Annotated in this window: 19 protein-coding genes; 8 read left to right on the top strand and 11 right to left on the bottom strand. The window is 72.8% G+C overall.

Annotation, left to right across the window (positions count from 1 at the left end; translation table 11 throughout):
- Positions 1-115 precede the first annotated feature (115 nt).
- Positions 116-925 carry a PhzF family phenazine biosynthesis protein gene (locus ACWF79_RS26865; protein ID WP_453730723.1) on the bottom strand — a complete coding sequence of 270 codons (810 nt, stop codon included), beginning with the start codon at positions 923-925 and terminating at the stop codon, positions 116-118.
- A 149-nt stretch (positions 926-1074) separates the two neighbouring features.
- The gene (locus tag ACWF79_RS26860; RefSeq protein ID WP_453730722.1) at positions 1075-1680 is read right to left on the bottom strand and encodes a DinB family protein; all 606 of its coding nucleotides are present in this window, start codon (positions 1678-1680) and stop codon (positions 1075-1077) included.
- A gap of 154 nt (positions 1681-1834) precedes the next feature.
- On the opposite strand from ACWF79_RS26860, the gene ACWF79_RS26855 reads away from it, so the two are divergent.
- On the top strand, positions 1835-2464 hold the full coding sequence (locus tag ACWF79_RS26855) for a PadR family transcriptional regulator (RefSeq protein WP_453730721.1): 630 nt from the start codon (positions 1835-1837) through the stop codon (positions 2462-2464).
- Between the two features lie 72 nt (positions 2465-2536).
- On the opposite strand, the gene ACWF79_RS26850 is transcribed toward ACWF79_RS26855, so the two are convergent.
- Both ACWF79_RS26850 and ACWF79_RS26845 read right to left on the bottom strand, forming a co-directional pair.
- The gene (locus ACWF79_RS26850; RefSeq protein WP_453730720.1) at positions 2537-2965 is read right to left on the bottom strand and encodes a type II toxin-antitoxin system Rv0910 family toxin; all 429 of its coding nucleotides are present in this window, start codon (positions 2963-2965) and stop codon (positions 2537-2539) included.
- A gap of 71 nt (positions 2966-3036) precedes the next feature.
- A complete protein-coding gene (locus ACWF79_RS26845; protein WP_453730719.1) occupies positions 3037-3246 on the bottom strand; it encodes a hypothetical protein in 210 nt (69 codons plus the stop codon).
- A 197-nt stretch (positions 3247-3443) separates the two neighbouring features.
- Here ACWF79_RS26845 and ACWF79_RS26840 point away from each other — a divergent pair, with 197 nt between their 5' ends.
- The 3 genes from ACWF79_RS26840 (at position 3444) to ACWF79_RS26830 (ending at position 6170) form a co-directional block, all read left to right on the top strand.
- Complete coding sequence (locus ACWF79_RS26840; RefSeq protein WP_453730718.1) at positions 3444-3986, top strand: Clp protease N-terminal domain-containing protein; 543 nt, start codon at positions 3444-3446, stop codon at positions 3984-3986.
- 41 nt (positions 3987-4027) lie between these two features.
- On the top strand, positions 4028-5017 hold the full coding sequence (locus ACWF79_RS26835; protein ID WP_453730717.1) for an EamA family transporter: 990 nt from the start codon (positions 4028-4030) through the stop codon (positions 5015-5017).
- Between the two features lie 157 nt (positions 5018-5174).
- Complete coding sequence (locus ACWF79_RS26830) at positions 5175-6170, top strand: DMT family transporter (RefSeq protein WP_453730716.1); 996 nt, start codon at positions 5175-5177, stop codon at positions 6168-6170.
- Positions 6171-6228: 58 nt separating this feature from the next.
- Here the strand turns inward: ACWF79_RS26830 and ACWF79_RS26825 are convergent, their stop codons facing one another.
- Both ACWF79_RS26825 and ACWF79_RS26820 read right to left on the bottom strand, forming a co-directional pair.
- The gene (locus ACWF79_RS26825) at positions 6229-6867 is read right to left on the bottom strand and encodes an FMN-binding negative transcriptional regulator (protein WP_453730715.1); all 639 of its coding nucleotides are present in this window, start codon (positions 6865-6867) and stop codon (positions 6229-6231) included.
- 10 nt (positions 6868-6877) lie between these two features.
- A complete protein-coding gene (locus ACWF79_RS26820) occupies positions 6878-7543 on the bottom strand; it encodes a pyridoxamine 5'-phosphate oxidase family protein (protein ID WP_453730714.1) in 666 nt (221 codons plus the stop codon).
- A gap of 35 nt (positions 7544-7578) precedes the next feature.
- On the opposite strand from ACWF79_RS26820, the gene ACWF79_RS26815 reads away from it, so the two are divergent.
- Entirely contained in the window at positions 7579-8910 is a 1332-nt protein-coding gene (locus ACWF79_RS26815; protein ID WP_453730713.1) for an aminotransferase class I/II-fold pyridoxal phosphate-dependent enzyme, read from the top strand.
- A gap of 129 nt (positions 8911-9039) precedes the next feature.
- On the opposite strand, the gene ACWF79_RS26810 is transcribed toward ACWF79_RS26815, so the two are convergent.
- Positions 9040-10032 carry a DMT family transporter gene (locus ACWF79_RS26810; RefSeq protein ID WP_453730712.1) on the bottom strand — a complete coding sequence of 331 codons (993 nt, stop codon included), beginning with the start codon at positions 10030-10032 and terminating at the stop codon, positions 9040-9042.
- 74 nt (positions 10033-10106) lie between these two features.
- Here ACWF79_RS26810 and ACWF79_RS26805 point away from each other — a divergent pair, with 74 nt between their 5' ends.
- Entirely contained in the window at positions 10107-11012 is a 906-nt protein-coding gene (locus tag ACWF79_RS26805; RefSeq protein ID WP_453730711.1) for a LysR substrate-binding domain-containing protein, read from the top strand.
- A 48-nt stretch (positions 11013-11060) separates the two neighbouring features.
- On the opposite strand, the gene ACWF79_RS26800 is transcribed toward ACWF79_RS26805, so the two are convergent.
- Positions 11061-11528 carry a pyridoxamine 5'-phosphate oxidase family protein gene (locus ACWF79_RS26800; protein ID WP_453730710.1) on the bottom strand — a complete coding sequence of 156 codons (468 nt, stop codon included), beginning with the start codon at positions 11526-11528 and terminating at the stop codon, positions 11061-11063.
- A 139-nt stretch (positions 11529-11667) separates the two neighbouring features.
- On the opposite strand from ACWF79_RS26800, the gene ACWF79_RS26795 reads away from it, so the two are divergent.
- The gene (locus tag ACWF79_RS26795) at positions 11668-12327 is read left to right on the top strand and encodes a cysteine hydrolase (RefSeq protein WP_453730709.1); all 660 of its coding nucleotides are present in this window, start codon (positions 11668-11670) and stop codon (positions 12325-12327) included.
- A gap of 7 nt (positions 12328-12334) precedes the next feature.
- On the opposite strand, the gene ACWF79_RS26790 is transcribed toward ACWF79_RS26795, so the two are convergent.
- From ACWF79_RS26790 to ACWF79_RS26780, 3 genes are all read right to left on the bottom strand, one after another.
- Positions 12335-12760 (bottom strand): Rieske (2Fe-2S) protein, encoded by a 426-nt coding sequence (locus ACWF79_RS26790; protein ID WP_453730708.1) that lies wholly within the window; start codon positions 12758-12760, stop codon positions 12335-12337.
- A 67-nt stretch (positions 12761-12827) separates the two neighbouring features.
- Positions 12828-15107: an alpha-N-acetylglucosaminidase gene (locus tag ACWF79_RS26785; protein WP_453730707.1), complete on the bottom strand. Its 2280-nt coding sequence runs from the start codon at positions 15105-15107 to the stop codon at positions 12828-12830.
- Positions 15108-15449: 342 nt separating this feature from the next.
- Positions 15450-15911 (bottom strand): iron chaperone, encoded by a 462-nt coding sequence (locus tag ACWF79_RS26780; protein WP_453730706.1) that lies wholly within the window; start codon positions 15909-15911, stop codon positions 15450-15452.
- A 283-nt stretch (positions 15912-16194) separates the two neighbouring features.
- On the opposite strand from ACWF79_RS26780, the gene ACWF79_RS26775 reads away from it, so the two are divergent.
- Complete coding sequence (locus ACWF79_RS26775; protein WP_453730705.1) at positions 16195-17070, top strand: potassium channel family protein; 876 nt, start codon at positions 16195-16197, stop codon at positions 17068-17070.
- The last annotated feature ends 78 nt before the right edge of the window (positions 17071-17148 follow it).

Here is a 17148-nt window from a genome sequence, read left to right as displayed (position 1 = left end):
CGGGGCGGGGGGGGGGGGGGGGGTCGGGGGGCCCCCCGGTGTGGGCCCGGGTGGGGCGTGGGGGCGCCCGGCCGCCGCCGACCCCCCCTTCTCCCGTCTCCGGTCGTGGCTGCCGTCAGGCGTGCAGCTCGCCTTCGATGACCGTGACCGCGTCGCCGGTCAGAAGGGTGCGGTCACCGCGCAGCCGGGTGCGGACGATGCCGGTACGGGCGCCTCCCTGGAACCCCGTGAGGTCGTCGCGGCCGAGGCGGGCGGACCAGAACGGGGCGAGCGCGGTGTGGGCGCTGCCGGTGACCGGGTCCTCGTCGATGCCGAGGCGGGGGAAGAAGGCGCGGGAGACGAAGTCGTAGCCGCGCTCGGGCTGTTCCGCGGCGGCGGTGACGACGACTCCGCGTTCGGAGAGGGTGACCAGGGCGGCGACGTCGGGCGTCAGGGCGCGCACGGTGGCCTCGTCGTGCAGCTCGACGACGAGGTCGCCGATGTGGGAGGCGGTGTCGTGGACCGAGACGATCTCGGCGCCGAGGGCCTTCTCCAGGCCGGCCGGGGCCTCGACGGGGGTCAGCGACGAGGTCGGGAAGTCCATGGTGAGGGAGCCGTCCGGGGCCGCGGTGGCGCTCAGGATGCCGCAACGGGCGGAGAACCGGACGGTGCCGGTCGCGGCGCCCGTGGTGTGCAGGACGTGCGCGGTGGCGAGGGTGGCGTGGCCGCACATGTCGACCTCCGCGGCCGGCGTGAACCAGCGCAGCGCCCAGTCGGCGTCGCCGCCCGGGGGCAGGGGGTGGGCGAAGGCCGTCTCGGAGAGGTTGACCTCGGCGGCGACCTTCTGGAGCCAGTGGTCGTCGGGGAAGGAGTCGAGGAGGAGGACCCCTGCCGGGTTGCCGGAGAAGGGGCGGTCGGTGAAGGCGTCGACGATTCGGATCCGCATGGACCGGACCGTACCGTGACGGGAAAGCGGCAGGCCAAGGCCAATCCGGGAGGACTGGACCGATCGAGCCCGGTGGGGCGGCCGGCGGTGACGGCGTGGGCCGCGCCGGATGGCGCGCGTGGGCGGGTGAGCCGTTCGGGGGTGGGGGCTCAGGGATTCTCGTCGGCCTTGCCGCCTGCCTCCCGGGCCGCCTCGTCCAGGCGGCCGCGGTACTCCTCCCACCACGCCGCGTCGCCCGGCGGAATGCTGGTGTTCCCCTGGTTCATCCCCACGGCCCCGTCCAGGAGTTCCCGGACGATGTCGGCGTGCCCGGCGTGCCGGTGCGTATCGGCGGTGACGCGCACGACGGCGTGGTGGAGGGTCACCTCGTCCCGGCCCTCGGGCCACCAGGGCACCGTGCCGACCGTGTCCAGGGCCAGCGCGTCGAGCGTCGCGTCGGCGTGCGCCCAGGCCCGGCGGTAAAGGCCCACGATCTGCTCACGTGACTCCTCGGCGGTGGCCCACATGTCGGCGTTGGGCTCGGCGCCGTCCTCGACCCAGGGCAGTTCCTCGCCCGACGGACGTCCGAAGGTGTCGCCGAGGTAGCCCAGCTCGACGCTCGCCGCGTGCTTCACCAGCCCCAGGAGGTTGGTGCCGGTCGGTGTCATCGGGCGGCGGATGTCGTATTCGGAGAGCCCGTCGAGCTTCCAGAGCAGGGCGTCGCGGGCGGACTGGAGGTAGAAGCGGAGGTCGGCCTTGGGGTCCGGTGCGGTCATGGGGCCTCAGTCTGCCGGGCGCGTGATCGCCCGCAAGCGCTTTTTCGAGCCCCGACCTGGGCGTTCGGGATCGCTTGGCAAACGAAGTATTCCGATATATCGTTGAGGCATCGCGATCGTTCAATGATGCATACCCGATGGAAGGAGCGTTGCGATGCGTTCACATGGACACGAACACGGACATGGAGACTGCGGACCCGGCCCTCGTGGTGGCTGGGGTGGCTTCCGCGGTGATGACGAGCGGCGGCGTGCTGCCTTCGGCCCCTTCGGGCCGGGGTTCGGCGGCGGGCCGTTCCGGGGAGGGCCGTTCCCTGGTGGGCGCGGTCATGGAGGCGGCCGAGGCCGGGCGCGGCGCGGAGACGTGCGTGCCTCGATCCTCGCGCTGCTGAAGGACCGGCCGATGCACGGTTACGAGATGATCCAGGAGATCGGCGAGCGCAGCGGTGGGGCATGGAAGCCCAGCCCCGGCTCGGTCTACCCGACCCTGCAGCTTCTCGAGGACGAGGGCCTGATCACCAGCGAGAGCGAGGGCGGCAAGAAGCTGTTCACGCTCACCGACACCGGCCGGACCGAGGTCGAGTCGGGGCCCGAAGCCCCCTGGGAGGAGGCCGGGCGCGGTGTCGACTGGGAGGCCGTCAACGAGATCCGGCAGGCCGGCTTCGGTCTGATGGAGGCGTTCGGCCAGGTCTGGAAGACCGGCAGCGCCGAGCAGCGGCAGAAGGCCGTCGAGGTCATCAACGAAGCCCGTAAGAAGCTGTACCTGATTCTCGCCGACGAGCACTGAGTGCGCGAAGGCTCCGACGGATGGTCGAAGGGCCCCTGCGGTATCGCCGCGGGGGCCCTTCGCCGTGCGTGCTCAGGCCACCAGGCCGGTGAGTTTGCGCAGGGACTCGTTCAGGGCCGCCGTCGCCGAGTCCTTCAGCTTGCCCGCCATCAGGGACACCGCGGCGCCCGTGAACTCGCCGTCGATCCGTACCGTCGTGGCGTCCCCCTCCGGCGCCAGTGAGTAGCGCGTCGCCACGACGACCCCCATCGGGCCCTTGCCCCGGATGGCCAGGACCCGCGCGGCCTCCAGCTCCTCCACCGTCCAGGTCACCTCGGCGGGGAAGCCCATCAGCTTCATGTTCTCGGCGAAGGTCGCGCCCGTCTCCAGGGTGGCCGGGCCGCCGTTCGGGAAGTTGGTGTGGGTGGCGTTCCACTCGCCGTACGAGGAGAAGTCCGTCAGCTGCGCCCAGACCTTCTCGGCCGGCGCCTCGATCCGTGCCTCCGCGCTGACTTCGGCCATACGACCACCCCTTCACGGTTGCGTCCGACTCACTCCGGTGTCGCGGAACGTAGCCGGGAGGTCGTGAACATTCAATACTGATGAACCGTCAGTTCTTCGACGTCGCCGATCCACCAGATCTGCGCCGCGTCGAACCAGTCGGAGGCGCGCGGACCGCCGCTCTCGTCGTGGCAGTGGAACGCGGCCCAGAAGAGATCGGCCGGCAGTGCCTCCCGCGGCGCGTACACGCGGTAGACGTACTGCCGCCCGTCGAGTGCGAGCAGGGCGACCATCCAGAACATGTTCAGGAGACGAAACGGGAGGGCCTCATGGTTGCATTCGGGGCGCAAAGCAAGGCGGCGCGCGCCCCTCGGGTGTGATCGGGCCCAATCTCCTCCGTAAGGAGGAGGGGCCGCTCGCCTGTGCCCAACTCTGGTGGGATGCGCACATGCTTCTCGATGGGGATGTTTCGGCCGCTGTGGGCTGATGAGGTGGGAGCGTGCACATCCCTGTCCCTCGCGTACCGCAGCAGCCCGCGTCCCACCGCCCGGAGATCCAGCTCGGCCGACTCACCGCCGAACTCGCGACGGTCGTGGCGAGCGCCCGCCGCCGGGCCCTGCGCGACGGTGACCGGCACATCGACACCGCGCATCTGCTGCACTCCCTCATCGAGTCCGATCCCGAGGTCCGTACCGCCTTCGAGGACGGCGGGCCGCAGCTCGCGCGGGTGCTCGGCTATCTCGTCCAGCGATCGATCGGGTACGGGCTGCGCTGGCGGGGCTCCGTGGAGGACTCCGGGTCCCTCTACGTCGTACGGGACGCGGCCGCGGCGGCGCCCGGCTGGTCACCGACGGCGGCCGCCGCGATGGACGGCGCCTGGGAGCGGGCCGCGCTGCGCGGAGACCAGCGCGCCAGGGGCCTCGATCTGCTGGCCGTCATCGCCGCCGATCCCGGCAGCCGGGCCGTCGAGGTGCTCGGCCGGGCAGGGGTCGATCCGCTCGCCCTCACCGACCGGATCGGGGAGCTGTCTCAACAGGTGTGACGGGGGTGACGCTCCTGACGCCGTCCTGTCATGATGGCTGGATGCACGCGTCTCAGGGGAGAAGCGCCGGCCTGGGACTTGCCCTGGCCTCGGCCTTCGCATTCGGCGGTTCAGGTGTGGCGGCGAAGCCGCTCATCGAGGCGGGACTCGACCCGCTCCACGTGGTGTGGCTCCGGGTCGCCGGGGCCGCCCTCGTCATGCTGCCGGTGGCCTGGCGCCACCGCGACCTCCTGCGGCGCAAGCCCGCGCTCCTCGCCGGTTTCGGCCTTCTCGCCGTCGCCGGAGTCCAGGCCTTCTACTTCGCCTCGATCTCCCGGATCCCGGTCGGCGTCGCGCTCCTCATCGAGTACCTCGCCCCCGCCCTCGTCCTCGGCTGGGTCCGCTTCGTCCAGCGGCGGCCCGTCACCCGTGCCGCCGCGCTCGGCGTCGTCCTCGCCGTCGGCGGCCTCGCCTGCGTCGTCCAGATCTGGTCCGGGGTCAGCTTCGACCTGCTCGGCCTCCTCCTCGCGCTCGGCGCCGCCTGCTGCCAGGTCGGCTACTTCGTCCTGTCCGACCAGGGCGGCGACGAGTCCGACCCGGTCGACCCGCTGGGCGTCATCGCGTACGGACTGCTCTTCGGCGCCCTCGTCCTGACCCTCGTCGCCCGCCCGTGGGGGATGGAGTGGTCGGTCCTCGCGGGCACGGCCGACCTCGACGGCACGAGCGCGCCCGCCTGGCTGCTGCTCGGCTGGATCGTGCTCGTCGCCACCGTTCTCGCGTACGTGACCGGTGTCGTCTCCGTCCGTCGGCTCTCGCCGCAGGTGGCCGGTGTCGTCGCCTGTCTGGAGGCCGTGATCGCGACGGTCCTGGCCTGGGTGCTGCTGGGTGAGCACCTGGCGGCGCCGCAGATCATCGGTGGCGCGGTGGTGCTCGTCGGCGCGTTCATCGCGCAGTCGTCGACGCCGAAGGCGGTCCTGGCCGAACCGGTCGCCGGGTCCGAGCCGAGCGCCCGTGAAGACGCGGAGTTGTCGGCCGGGCGGACCGTCCCGTAGGGTGACGATCATGCATTCGACCGTGCTTCCGCCTCCTGCCGCCTAGGCGCGGGCGGCACTCTCCCTGACGAAGACCGGGCTCGGGCAGTCCCCGAGCGGTTCGTCGCTGCCCGCGTGCGGAGCGACCACATCACCCCGTCTTCACACGGAGAAGCACGTGTCGAGTTCCCCCTTGTCCTCCTCCGCGCCCGCGGCAGCCGTGCCTGCCGTCGGGCGGAGCCTGCTCTATCTGATCGTCGCCGGAATCGCCTGGGGCACCGCCGGCGCCGCGGCCTCGCTGATCTTCCGGGTCAGCGACATGGGGCCGCTGGCCCTCTCCTTCTGGCGCTGCGCCGGCGGCCTCGTGCTGCTGCTCGGAGCGCTCGCCCTGCGGACCCGGCCCCGGCGGACCGCGGCCACGGCTTCGGAGCCGCGTCGGCGGCGGCTCATCCGGATCCTCGGTACGGGGATCGGGCTGACCGTCTTCCAGAGCGCCTACTTCGCCGCCGTCGAAGCCACCGGGCTCGCGGTCGGCACCGTCGTCACCCTCGGCGCGGGCCCCGTCCTGATCGCGCTCGGCGCTCGGCTCACCATGGGCGAGCGACTCGGCCGCGGGGGTGCGGCGGCCGTGGCCGGCGCGCTCGCGGGTCTCGGCGTGCTCGTGCTCGGCGGAGAGAGCGGTGAGGTCAGGCCGCTCGGCGTGGGCCTCGCGGTGCTCTCGGCCGCCGGGTACGCGGCGATCACCCTGCTCACGCGGTGGCTCGGCCGTGACGCGGGCGGATCGGACGCCCTGTCGACGACCACGTGGGCCTTCGCGATCGGCATGGTCGGGCTGCTCCCGATGGCTCTCGTCGAGTCCCCCGGGGGCCTGCTGCCCCAGACCGGGCAGCCGTGGGAGGTGCTCGGGCTGCTGGTGTACGTGGCGGCGGTTCCGACGGCGCTCGCCTACGCGCTGTACTTCGCCGGGGCGGCGGTGGTGAAGGCGGCGACCGTGTCGGTGATCATGCTGCTCGAGCCGGTGAGTGCGGCGGTGATCGCGGTGGTCGTCCTGGGGGAGGAGCTGGCCGCCGCCACGGTGGTGGGCACCTTCTTGTTGCTCGTGGCGGTGACCGGGCTCGCCTGGGCGGAGGCGCGCGCCGCGTCGGCGGTTCGGCGGCGGGCGGCCACGGCGTAGGCCGGCGGGTGGATCGTCGTTCCGCCCTGCGGGGCGACGACCCACCCCCTGCGGGGCCTTACGCGCGCCGACGCCGTTGGTGGGCTGCCGCCTGCCTGTCTCCTCGGGCCCCCCGGGTGGTCAGGCCCTCCACGATCGTGTCCTGCACCGGCTCCGGCTTGTGGTTCGCGTACTTGAACTTGGCTCGGACGTCGGTCACGTCGAGGCGCAGGCCCCGGAGACCCGGCAGGAGGCGGCCGAAGGGGGCCTCGCCCGCCGCGACCGGGGCCGTCCCGCCCTCCGGCTGGAAGTGCGCGACCTGGCGGTTGAGGAGCTCCGCCTTCTCCGCCGGGTCGTCGACCACGTGGGCCACGCAGCGCAGCTGGACGGCGGCGTAGAGCGAGGTGGGCGTGCCGTGTTCGGGCGGGGCGCCTTCGGGGGCTGCCCAGGGGCCGGGGACGAAGACGTGGTCGTCGACCACGCTCAGCAGGACCGTCGGGTTCTCCTCCAGCGCCCGCCATAGGGGGTTGGGGCGTGCCAGGTGGGTCAGCACCTGCCCGTAGGGGCCCGGCCCGGAGTCGTACCGGAAGTGCAGCGGCTGCACCCACGGCGGCTCGCCGGGCAGGCCGTTGACGGCGAGCTGGCCGAAGTCGTGGCGGGACAGCCACTCGCGCCACTCGTCGGGGCTCTGGGCGGCGTCCCAGGGATGGATCAGCATCGCGGTGTCCTCAGGCGGAGGTGAGGTAGGCCGGCAGGGCGACGGACGGGTCGAGGTCCTCCGCCGGGATCGGGGTGCCGTAGGTCGTGCGGACCGGGACCACGCCGGACCAGTGGGGGAGCGCCGCGTCCTCCGGCTCGTCGTTCGGGCCGCCCGTGCGGAGCTTGGCCGAGACCTCGTCGAGGTCCAGGCGCAGGACGGCGGTCGCGGCCAGCTCCTTGGCGTTGGCCCGGCGGGAGTCGTCGGCGCGACCGGGGACGACGTGGTCGACCAGGGCGTCGAGGGCGGTGCGCAGTTCCTCGGGGTCGGTGACCTGGTGGGCGGTGCCGTGGACCACGACCGAGCGGTAGTTGAGCGAGTGGTGGAACGCCGACCTGGCCAGGACCAGGCCGTCGACGTGGGTCACCGTCAGACAGACCGGCAGGCCCGGGGCCTCCTCGCCCGAGCCCGCCATGCGCAGCGGCCGCGAGCCGGTGGAGCCGTGGACGTACAGGCGGTCGCCGATCCGGCCGTAGAGCGTCGGCAGCACGACGGGCGCGCCGTCGCGGACGAAGCCGAGGTGGCAGACGTACGCCTCGTCGAGTATCGAGTGCACCAGCGCGCGGTCGTACGAGGCGCGGTGGCGGGAGCGGGTCGGGATGGTCCGCTCGGTCGGCTCGTAGGTGCCCGTCGTCATTGCGCTCTCCATTGCACTAGTGCATAATTGCTTTTGTGCTAGGAGAGTATCGGATCGAAGGGCGTCGCGCATCGGAGATTGCCGCGAGCGTCGAGCGCGGGGTCGGTGCGGGCGAGCTGCAAGCGGGTCAACTGCTCCCACCTATGCGGGAGTTGGCGGCCACCCTCGGGGTGAATCCGAACACGGTCGCCGCCGCGTACCGGACCTTGCGCGAGCGCGGGGTCATCGAGACGGACGGGCGGCGCGGCAGCCGGGTGCGGGCCCGGCCCGCGACGACCGCGCGCGGCTCGATCCGGGTCGAGGCGCCCGACGGCGTACGGGACATCAGCAGGGGCAATCCCGACCCGGAGCTGCTGCCGTCGCTCGGCGCGGCGTTCGCCGAGGCCGCACGGCGGGAGGCGGAGCAGCCGGGGCTGTACGGGGAGGCTCCCGTGGACGAGGGGTTCGCGCGGCTCGCGCGCGCCGCGCTGGACGCGGACGGGGTTCCCGACGGGCCGATCGCCGTCACCTCGGGCGCGCTGGACGCTATCGAGCGGGTCCTCGCCGTCCACCTCAGGCCCGGCGACGCGGTCGCCGTCGAGGACCCCGGATGGGGCAGCCTCCTCGACCTCGTACCGGCCCTCGGGCTACGGCCGGTGCCCCTCGCGGTCGACGACGAGGGGCCCCTGCCCGTGGCGGTGGCGGGAGCGCTCCGGGACGGGGCGCGCGCGGTGATCATCACCGACCGCGCCCAGAACCCGACGGGCGCGGCGGTGAGCGCGGAGCGCGCCGCCGCCCTGCGCCGCGTCCTGGCGGACCACCCCGACGTGCTGCTCGTCGAGGACGACCACGGTCACGGCATCGTCGACCTGCCGCTGCACCCGCTGGCCGGGGCGACCCGCCACTGGGTCTTCGTGCGGTCCGTGGCCAAGGCGTACGGACCGGATCTGCGGGTCGCGTGCCTGACCGGCGACGCCGAGACCGTCGACCGGGTGCTGGGGCGGCAGCGGCTCGGCCCCGGCTGGGTCAGCCGCCTCCTCCAGCGCGCGGTCGCGCACCTGTGGGCGACCGGCGCCGTGGACCCGGCGGCCGTCGCGGCGGCGTACGCGGCGCCGCGCGACAGGCTCGTACGGGCGCTGGAGCGGCGCGGGGTCGAGGCGCACGGGCGGAGCGGGATGAACGTCTGGGTCCCGGTCTCCGACGAGACGGGCGCCGTGACCCGGCTCCTCGGCGCGGGGTGGGCGGTCGCCCCCGGCGCCCGCTTCCGCCTGAACGCCGCACCGGCCGTCCGGCTCACCGTCTCCGGCCTGCGCGAGCCGGACATCGAACCTCTGGCCGACGCGGTCGCAGGCGCGTCGGGGCCCGCGCCGGCGCGGAGTTACGGCTGAGGCGATACGGAGCGCCGTTCCGGTCCTCGGGCGCGCCCGAGGACCCTCGTTCCCGGGCGGCGGCCGTCCCGTCCCTGGCGGCGGCCCGGCCCCAGGGGCCCGGACCGCCGGTGTTCGCGTGCGTCGGTTCTACGGGCGGCCCGCCGGGTGGCGGTCCTGAGTGGTAGCCGCGGTCGCCGGCGCCGTCGCCAGGATCGTGGTCTTCGGGTGTCTCGCCGGGGCGCGGCGCTGGGTCAGGGCCGCGCCCGCGAGGACGATCGCCGCACCGACCGGGGTGTTCCAGGTGAGCTGCTCGTCCAGGAGGGCGACGCCCGCCGCCGTGGCGATCACCGGGATGAAGTACGTGACCATGGCCGCCGTCGTCGGGCCGACCTCGGCCACGACGCCGTACTGCAGCAGCATCGCGTACCCCGTGCCGAGCGCGCCCAGGGCGATCACGGCGAGCAGCGGCAGGACCTCCACCGTCGACGGAAGGGAGGTGAACAGCGGTGTCACGACCGCCAGTTGGAGGGTCGCCAGACCGACCTGGGTGCCGGCGAGCGAGAGGTTCGACGCCCCCGTGCCGGTCAGCGTGCGGCGGACGTAGATCCAGCCGACCGCGTAGCTGAAGGAGGCGAGCAGGGCCATCGCCGTGCCCGTGACGTCGAGCCCGGAGAAGCCCTGCCAGGCGCCGAGCACGGTCAGGACCCCGATGAAGCCGATGCCGAGCCCCGCCGCGCGCACCCGCGTCGGGCGGTCCTCGGAGAGTGCGACCAGCGAGAGGGCCATGCCCCAGAGGGGTGTCGTGGCGTTGCAGATGCCCGCGAGCGTCGAGGGGATGGTCAGCTCGGCGTACGAGAAGAGCGAGAACGGCAGCGCGTTGAGCAGGAACGCGGCCACGGTCAGATGGAGCCAGGTGCGGCGGCCGCGCGGCAGCCGTTCCCGCTTGACCGCCATCGCGACGGCCAGCACCGCCGTACCGAACAGCAGCCGGCCGAAGGTCACCTGGAACGGCGCGAACCCCTCCGTGCCGACCTTGATGAGGACGAAGCTGAAGCCCCAGATGAGGGCCAGCACGCCGAAGCGGACCCGCCAGTCGAGAAGGCGTGGACGGCGGGCGGGGGGAGAGGTCGCGGAGCTCATGCTCCTCAGAGTGGCCGCTCCCACTTCGTAGAACAAGCGAGATTAAATGAATCTCTTCCCTTAGGATTGCTTACATGTTGAACCTGGAGCGCTTGCGGACCCTGGACGCCGTCGCGCGGCACGGATCGGTCAGCGGTGCGGCCGACGGATTGCACGTCACCACCTCCGCCGTGTCGCAGCAGCTGTCCAAGCTGGAGCGGGAGATCGGCCAGCAGCTGCTCGCCAAGAACGGCCGGGGCGTCCGGCTCACCGACGCCGGTCTGCTGCTCGCCGAGCACGCGGCGCGCATCCTGTCGCAGGTGGAGCTGGCCCAGGCGGACATCGAGGCGCAGCGCGGGCAGGTGGTCGGCGAGGTGCGGATCGCGGCGTTTCCGACGGCGGCGCGCGGACTGCTGCCGGGCGCCCTCGCCGCACTGCGCACCGCCCACCCCGATCTCCGTGTGAAGACCACGGAGCTGGAGCCGGAGCGGGGCATCCGCGAGGTGCTGCGGGGCGATGCCGACCTCGCGCTCGTCCTCGACTGGAGCAACAAGCGGGCCCCGGTCCCGGGCGGCCTCGAGCGCGCCCACCTCCTCGACGACGCGGCGGACGTCGCCGTGCCCGTCGGGCATCCGCTGGCCGGGCGGGACGAGGTGGACCTGATCGACTTCGGTGACGACGACTGGGTCTCCTGGCCCGAGGGCGAGTTCTGCCACGACTGGCTCATGTTCACGCTGCGTTCGCAGGGCATGGAGCCCCGTATCGCCCACTTCGCGGCGGAGCACCACACCCAGCTCGCGCTGATCGCCGCCGGCCTCGGCGTGTGCGTCACCCCGCGCCTCGGTCGCGGACCGACGCCCGAGGGGATCGCGTTCGTGCCCGTACGGCAGAAGATGAAGCGCCACATCTACGCTACCTGGCGCAGCGACGCCGACCGGCGGCCGTCCATCCGGGCGGCGGTCGAGGCGCTGCAAGGCGTCGGGGGGCCGTTGAGCTTCTGAGGTGCCGCGATCGTGCGGTGACGTCCGTGGCGCGCGATCGGGGGCCGTTCAGAGGGCCGCCAGTTTGCGGAAGTCCCAGGACACGACGGCGTCCGGGGTCAGCTTGAGCCAGGCGTGTCGGCCGTCGTGCGGCATCGCGTCCAGACCGAAGTTCTTGGCGGCGAACAACCTTTCCGGCACGTCGAGTTCGGGGCACGGCTCGCCGGTGCGCGGAGCTTCACCGACGAACACGGCTGTGCCGGACAGCTCGGCACCGCGCAACTCCCCGTACTCCACACCGTCGTCGACGACCACCGCGATCCTCGGGTCGGCGCGCAGTTGCGCCCAACGGCGGCTCCTGGTGATCGAATAGAGCCAGAGCGAGGTCCCGTCCCAGACGAACCAGAGCGCGCCGACATGGGGGCGGCCGTCCGCGGAGACGGTCGCGACCCGGCAGGTGCGCTGCTCGCTCAGGAAGCTGTTCAGCTCGTCCGGAGTCATCATGATCCGGCGTCCACGGCGCTGTGCGACGGTCATCGTCCGCCCTTTCCCATAATTCTGATGGAGTGTCAGAAATCATGGGCGCTCTTCCCTCCTGGGGCAAGGGTGGCTAGCCTCCCCGCCCCGGAGTGCGCCAGAAGCGGCGCGCGGACAGGGGCTGGGGACAGGGGAGACCATGACCGGTGCGACACAGTGGGCACAGCTTCAGGAGCAGCTCGAACCGGCCGGAACGGTGCTGCTCACCGTCGAATGTCAGCAGGGCGTGGTCGGCCGCAACAGCGCCCTGCCCGAACTGGCCACCGCCGCCCGCTCGTCGGGCGTGCTGGCGAACGTCGCCCGGCTGGTCGCGGCCGCGCACGAGGCCGACGTGCAGGTGCTGCACGCCGTCGCCGAGCGCAGACCGGACGGGCGCGGCGCCAACTCCAACGCCCGGCTGTTCAGGGCCGCCGCCCGGCTGCCCGTACAACAGCACAGCGGCAGTACGGCGGTCAGGATCGCCGATCCCATCGAGGTCGCCGACCAGGACCTGGTCGTACGGCGGTTGCACGGGCTCTCGCCCCTCGCCGGGACCGACGTCGACCCGCTGCTGCGCAACCTCGGCTGCCGCACGCTCGTCGTCACCGGCGTCTCGGCCAACGTGGCGATCCCCAACGCGGTCTTCGACGCGGTCAACCTCGGATACACCGTGGTCGTGCCCGGGGACGCCATCGCGGGGGTGCCGGCCGACTACACCCCCGCGATGATCCGTCACACGCTCGCGCTCGTCTCCACCATCGCCACCACCGAGGAGGTGCTGCGCTGCTGGAAGAGCCCACGGGGCGCTGCGAGATCCTGACGTCGCGTCAGGCGAACGTGATCGAGTCTCCCTGCACCTGGATCGGGGTCGGCGGCAGTGGCGCGGTGGCGGGGCCGCCCTTCACGCTGCCGTCCGAGGCGTCGAACAGGCTCTGGTGGCACGGGCATGTGATGACGCCGTCCGCGACACCGCTGACCGCGCAGCCCTGATGGGTGCACTTGGAGGAGAAGGCCTTGAACTCGCCGGCCTTCGGCTGGGTGATCACCACTCCTTGACCCTCGATGACCTTGCCGCCGCCGACCGGGATGTCCGCCGTCCTCGCCAGCGGCGCCCCCGCCTCGGTCGGCGTGTCCGCCGCACCGCCACCGCTGCCCGCCTTGCCGTCCGTGCCGCCGCCGCAGGCGGCGAGCGCCGCCACCAGCCCCGCGCCACCCGCCGCCGAGACGACCGTCCGACGTGCCACTCCACTCATCGCGCTCCCCTTGCGTTCCGATCCGACCAGCTTGTGAGAGAGAGTACGAGCGGGAGGGCGGAAAGGTTCAACGCGCCGGCGCGACCGCGCGCGAGACCGGCGCCGCCGGGCGAATAGCGGCCAGGACCTCGCCCGCCAGGGCGAAGGGGTCGCCGGTCGGACGCGTCGGGTAGGCCGCGTGGCCGCGCGCCCAGGTGTCGTCCATGGCGAACCAGTCGACGGCGGCCGGAGCCGTACCGCTCACCAGAGCGTGGTCGAGACCCGCGAAGTACACCCGCCAGCGCGGCCCGTACAGGTCCTTGACGAGTCCCGACCACTCACGGTTGGCGTAGTCGCGCAGTCCGCCCTCGCTCGGCCCGCGGTCGCCCCAGGTCGTCAGGATCGAACGGGCGTCGTACTCCAGCCGGTCGCGCTCGGCGGCGTCCGCACCCCACGACCGGGCGGCGGCGAGCCATGGTCCGAGCAGGAACCGCTGATCGGAGCCGACCAGCCGGCCGAGCAACTCCACATGGGCGTTCCACTCGCTCACCAGAGCCCGGAAGGTGGCCAGATCTCTCGCCTCGTACGCCGTTCTGATGCGGGGGAGCAGGGCGCGGCTGCGGTTGGCGAGCGCCTGGCGGGCCACGTCGACCACGTCGAAGCGGTACGCGTCCGTGGTCCGCAGCTCCGGGGCGACCTGGAGCAGTTCGGCGAGCGCGCGTTCCACCCGCGACGCGTCGTACCGCATCGCGGTCGGGCTCCACCGCGCGGCGCTGGCCGCCTTCAGGCTCGGCCGTGCGGCGAACAGGCCGTCGTGCGGCTCGCTCCAGACGCCGGAGGGCATGCTGTAGGGGCCGAGGCGCAACTGCTCCCACGCGGCGCTCGCGTGCGGGTCCTCACCGCCGTAGCGGCGGGCGGCGTACGCGGCGAACCAGGCCGCCTGGTCGACCGGCTCGGACCGCCAGGCGAGCTCGGCGAACAGGTCGAACGCCGCAGGGCTCCCGCCGGTCGCCTCCGGCATGTACGCGATGCCGCGCAGCGCGCTGTCGGGCTTCGCCAGCCAGGTGTGGAAGCGGCTCACCCACGCGCCGGTGTTGGCGCCCAGGCTGGTGTGGCCGCCGAAGTTGGGGATCGTGCCGAAGGCGTACGGCGTACCACCCCACTCCGCCTCCCGGTTCAGGTTGTCGTACCGGTCCGAGAGGCCGTCGACGACGAGGACCCGGCTCCGGTCGACCCCGCTGAGCAGGGCCGCCGACGGGTTGCGCTGCCAGCCGAGCATGACCCAGGTGGCGCCGGGGTGCGCCTTGTCCAGGGCCCGTTGGACGGCGCCGGCCGCGCTCGGGACGTCGACGGAGCCCGCGCTGCCGCCCTCGTGCAGCAGGTCCATCTTGAACATGTCGGTCTCGCCGAACTTCTTCCGCTGTACGCCGTAGAAGGTGGCGGCCAGCTGGTCGAAGACCGGTCCGGTCGGATCCAGCCAGTCCGGGCGCGCGAACCCGATCCAACGCCCCTGGGGCACGGTGACCGCACCCGCGTTGCGGTCGGCGAAGCCGGGTGGAACCGTGCCGAAGAACCCCGGCAGGACCGGGGTCATGCCCAGCGCGCGCAGCCGGTCGGCGATCCGGCGGCCCAGTTCCGCGCGGGCCTCGACCAGTTGCCGTGAGACCGGGCCCGCGAAGCCGGACAGGTTCTGCAGCAGCCACCAGCTCTGATGGGCCGGGCCTGGGATCCAGGCGCGCAACTCGGCCTCGCCGTAGCCGAAGTGCTGGAACGTCTCGTAGTAGGTGTACTCGGCGCCCGTCGGGACGAAGACCTCGTTCACGCCGTGCAGCGCCAGCAGGTCGATGTCGCGCTGGTACGAGGCGAAGTCCCGGTACGGGCCGGAGTAGCCCTCGTCGGTGTCGTTCAGGGCGTAGCGGTGCGGCACGCTCGCCGCGCGGGTGATCTCGCCGTCGACCGCCGGGAGCGTGGCGGGCAGGCGCCCGACGCTGTCACCGGGCCAGCCGATGTCGACACCGGCGACGTGCTCCAGATACCAGCCGGCGCCGGCGAGCAGCGTGGCCGGCGAGGTGCCCCGTACGACGATCGCCCCTGGCCGGCCGGAGACGGCGAAGTGGTCGCCGGAGGCGGGCCGGGGGACCGGGACGAGCGTGAACTGCGAGGCCCGGGAGGGCAGCAGCCGCTCCAGACTCGCCCGGGCGGGGCCGGTGTCGAAGGCGGCGCGTGCCGGCCGCTCGGCGGGGAGCGCGGCGGCCGGTGTGGTCGGGGTGGCGGGGAGGGCGGTGGCGGGGAGCGCCAGCGCGGTCGTCGCGGCCAGCGCCACCACGGCGACGGCCTGGCGGCATCGAAGGACCAGGTGACTGCCCATCTGGCTCCCTGCTCGGAGTGGTTGACGCATGATCAGCCCACTGTCCGACGACCTTCCCGTCCCACGGCGCAGGCGGAGCCGAGGACCTGACGGCGCTCATCCGTGCGGGTGAAAGGACGGGCGGGTCGGTGCAGCGCTGACGCGGTGCGTGTCGGAGGGTGGCGCCGAGTTCCTCAAGGGGACAGGGCGCGCGTGACCGACGTCCGGTTCCGTACGCGGCAGGAGCGGACAAGGGGACAGGGAGTGCGCGTCACCGACGTCCGGTTCCGTACGCGGTTGGGAGCGGAGCCCGGGCGATCTCGGGCAGCGCGCCCCTCCCGCCGCGCGATGGTTGTACGAGCCTCAGCTCACGGCCTGCTTCACGAGCGCGCCGACCCGCTCCTCGACCTCGGCCGTGACCTCCGTCAGGGCGAAGCCGGCCGCCCACATCACGCCGTCGTCCAGCCGCGCCTGGTCGCTGAAGCCGAGCGTCGCGTACCGCGCCTTGAACTTCTCCGCGCTCTGGAAGAAGCAGACGACCTTGTCGTCGAGCGCGTAGGCCGGCATCCCGTACCAGAGCTTCGGCGCGAGCACGGGGGCGCTCGAGGTGATGACCGCGTGGAGGCGCTCGGCCATGACGCGGTCCGAGTCCTGCATCTCGGCGATCTTCGCGAGGACGCTCCGCTCCGCCTCGGCGGCCTTCTCCGCCCGCGAGGCGCGCCGCGCCGCACTCTTCAGCTCCTGGGCGTGCTCCTTCATCGCGGCCCGCTCCTCGGCCGTGAAGCCCTCGTACGCCGTGTTGGTCGTCTTCGCCGTGCCGGCCATGGTCACTCCCGTGGTGGTTGATTCGAGGGCCCGGTCTGTCGGTTCGCCGGACCCGTTCGCTGTGGTCACAGCCTCTCCCGCGCGGCGTACGGAGCGCCTCCGTGCTGACCACGGAATCCACCACGGAGACCGTGCGGGTGGCTGTCCGTGGAGGGGTCGTCATGTCGGGCCTCATACGGGGAAGCCGACGGTTACCGTCAGCGGGCACGGCGGATCGCCGGGTGCGGTGAGGGGTCCCACGTGAACGAAGGACTTGAGTAGAGGGCGGGGAGCTGAGCGCGAGATGAAGTGGTCGCTGTCGCTGCTGGGTGCGGCACTCGTCGTACTCATACTGCGCGATGTGTTCCACACGCTGTGGCACCCCACGCGTCACGGCGGCCTGAGCAGGCTGGTGATGACAAGGCTCTGGCGGCTCTCCGCCCGTACCAGTGGCCGCCGCAGGGCGGCGGGGCTGGCAGGACCGTTGGGCATGGTGGTGGTCGTCTCGATCTGGGCGCTGGCCGTCGCCGTCGGATGGGCGCTGGTCTACTGGCCCCACATGCCCGAGGCCTTCACGTACTCCACCGGGCTCGAACCCTCCGCGCACGCGGGCCCCGTGGACGCCCTGTACATCTCGCTGGTGACGCTCGCGACACTCGGTCTGGGCGACATCGCACCGATGACGGGCTGGCTGCGCCTCTTGTCGCCGCTCGAGGCGCTCCTCGGATTCGCGCTCCTGTCGGCGACGGTGACGTGGATCCTCGGCGTCTACCCGGCGCTCGCGCGGCGTCGCACCCTGGCTCTGCGCCTGTCCCACCTGCGCCGCACGCATGCCACGACCGAGGCGCTGGACTCCGACGCCGGTGCGGCCATCCTCGACAGCGTCGCCGCCGAGCTGTGCGTGGTGTGCGTCGACTTCATGCAGTACCCCGAGTCGTACTACTTCTACGACGGCGACGACCGCGCGTCGCTCGCCGAGCAGATCGGCTACGCGGCGCAGCTCGCCGAAAACGCGGCCAAGGCCCGGCACCGCGACGTCGGCCTCGCGTCCGAGGTGCTGAAGGCGGCCATGGACGACCTCGCGCTCATCCTGGACGAGCGATTCCTCCACACCCGCGGGAGCACGGGGGCCGTCCTGGACGCCTACGCCGCCGACCACCGCATCAACGCGGCCGGATGAACGGTCTGAGGGCCGCGGACGGGCAGGCAGGGCCCCATTCGGCGGGGGTTTCAGCATCAGAATTCCGGCAAAATGCTC

The organism is Streptomyces sp. NPDC054975 (assembly GCF_053609105.1).
Note: the sequence above shows the minus strand (reverse complement) of the source record. Positions and strands in the feature narration are given on the sequence as shown.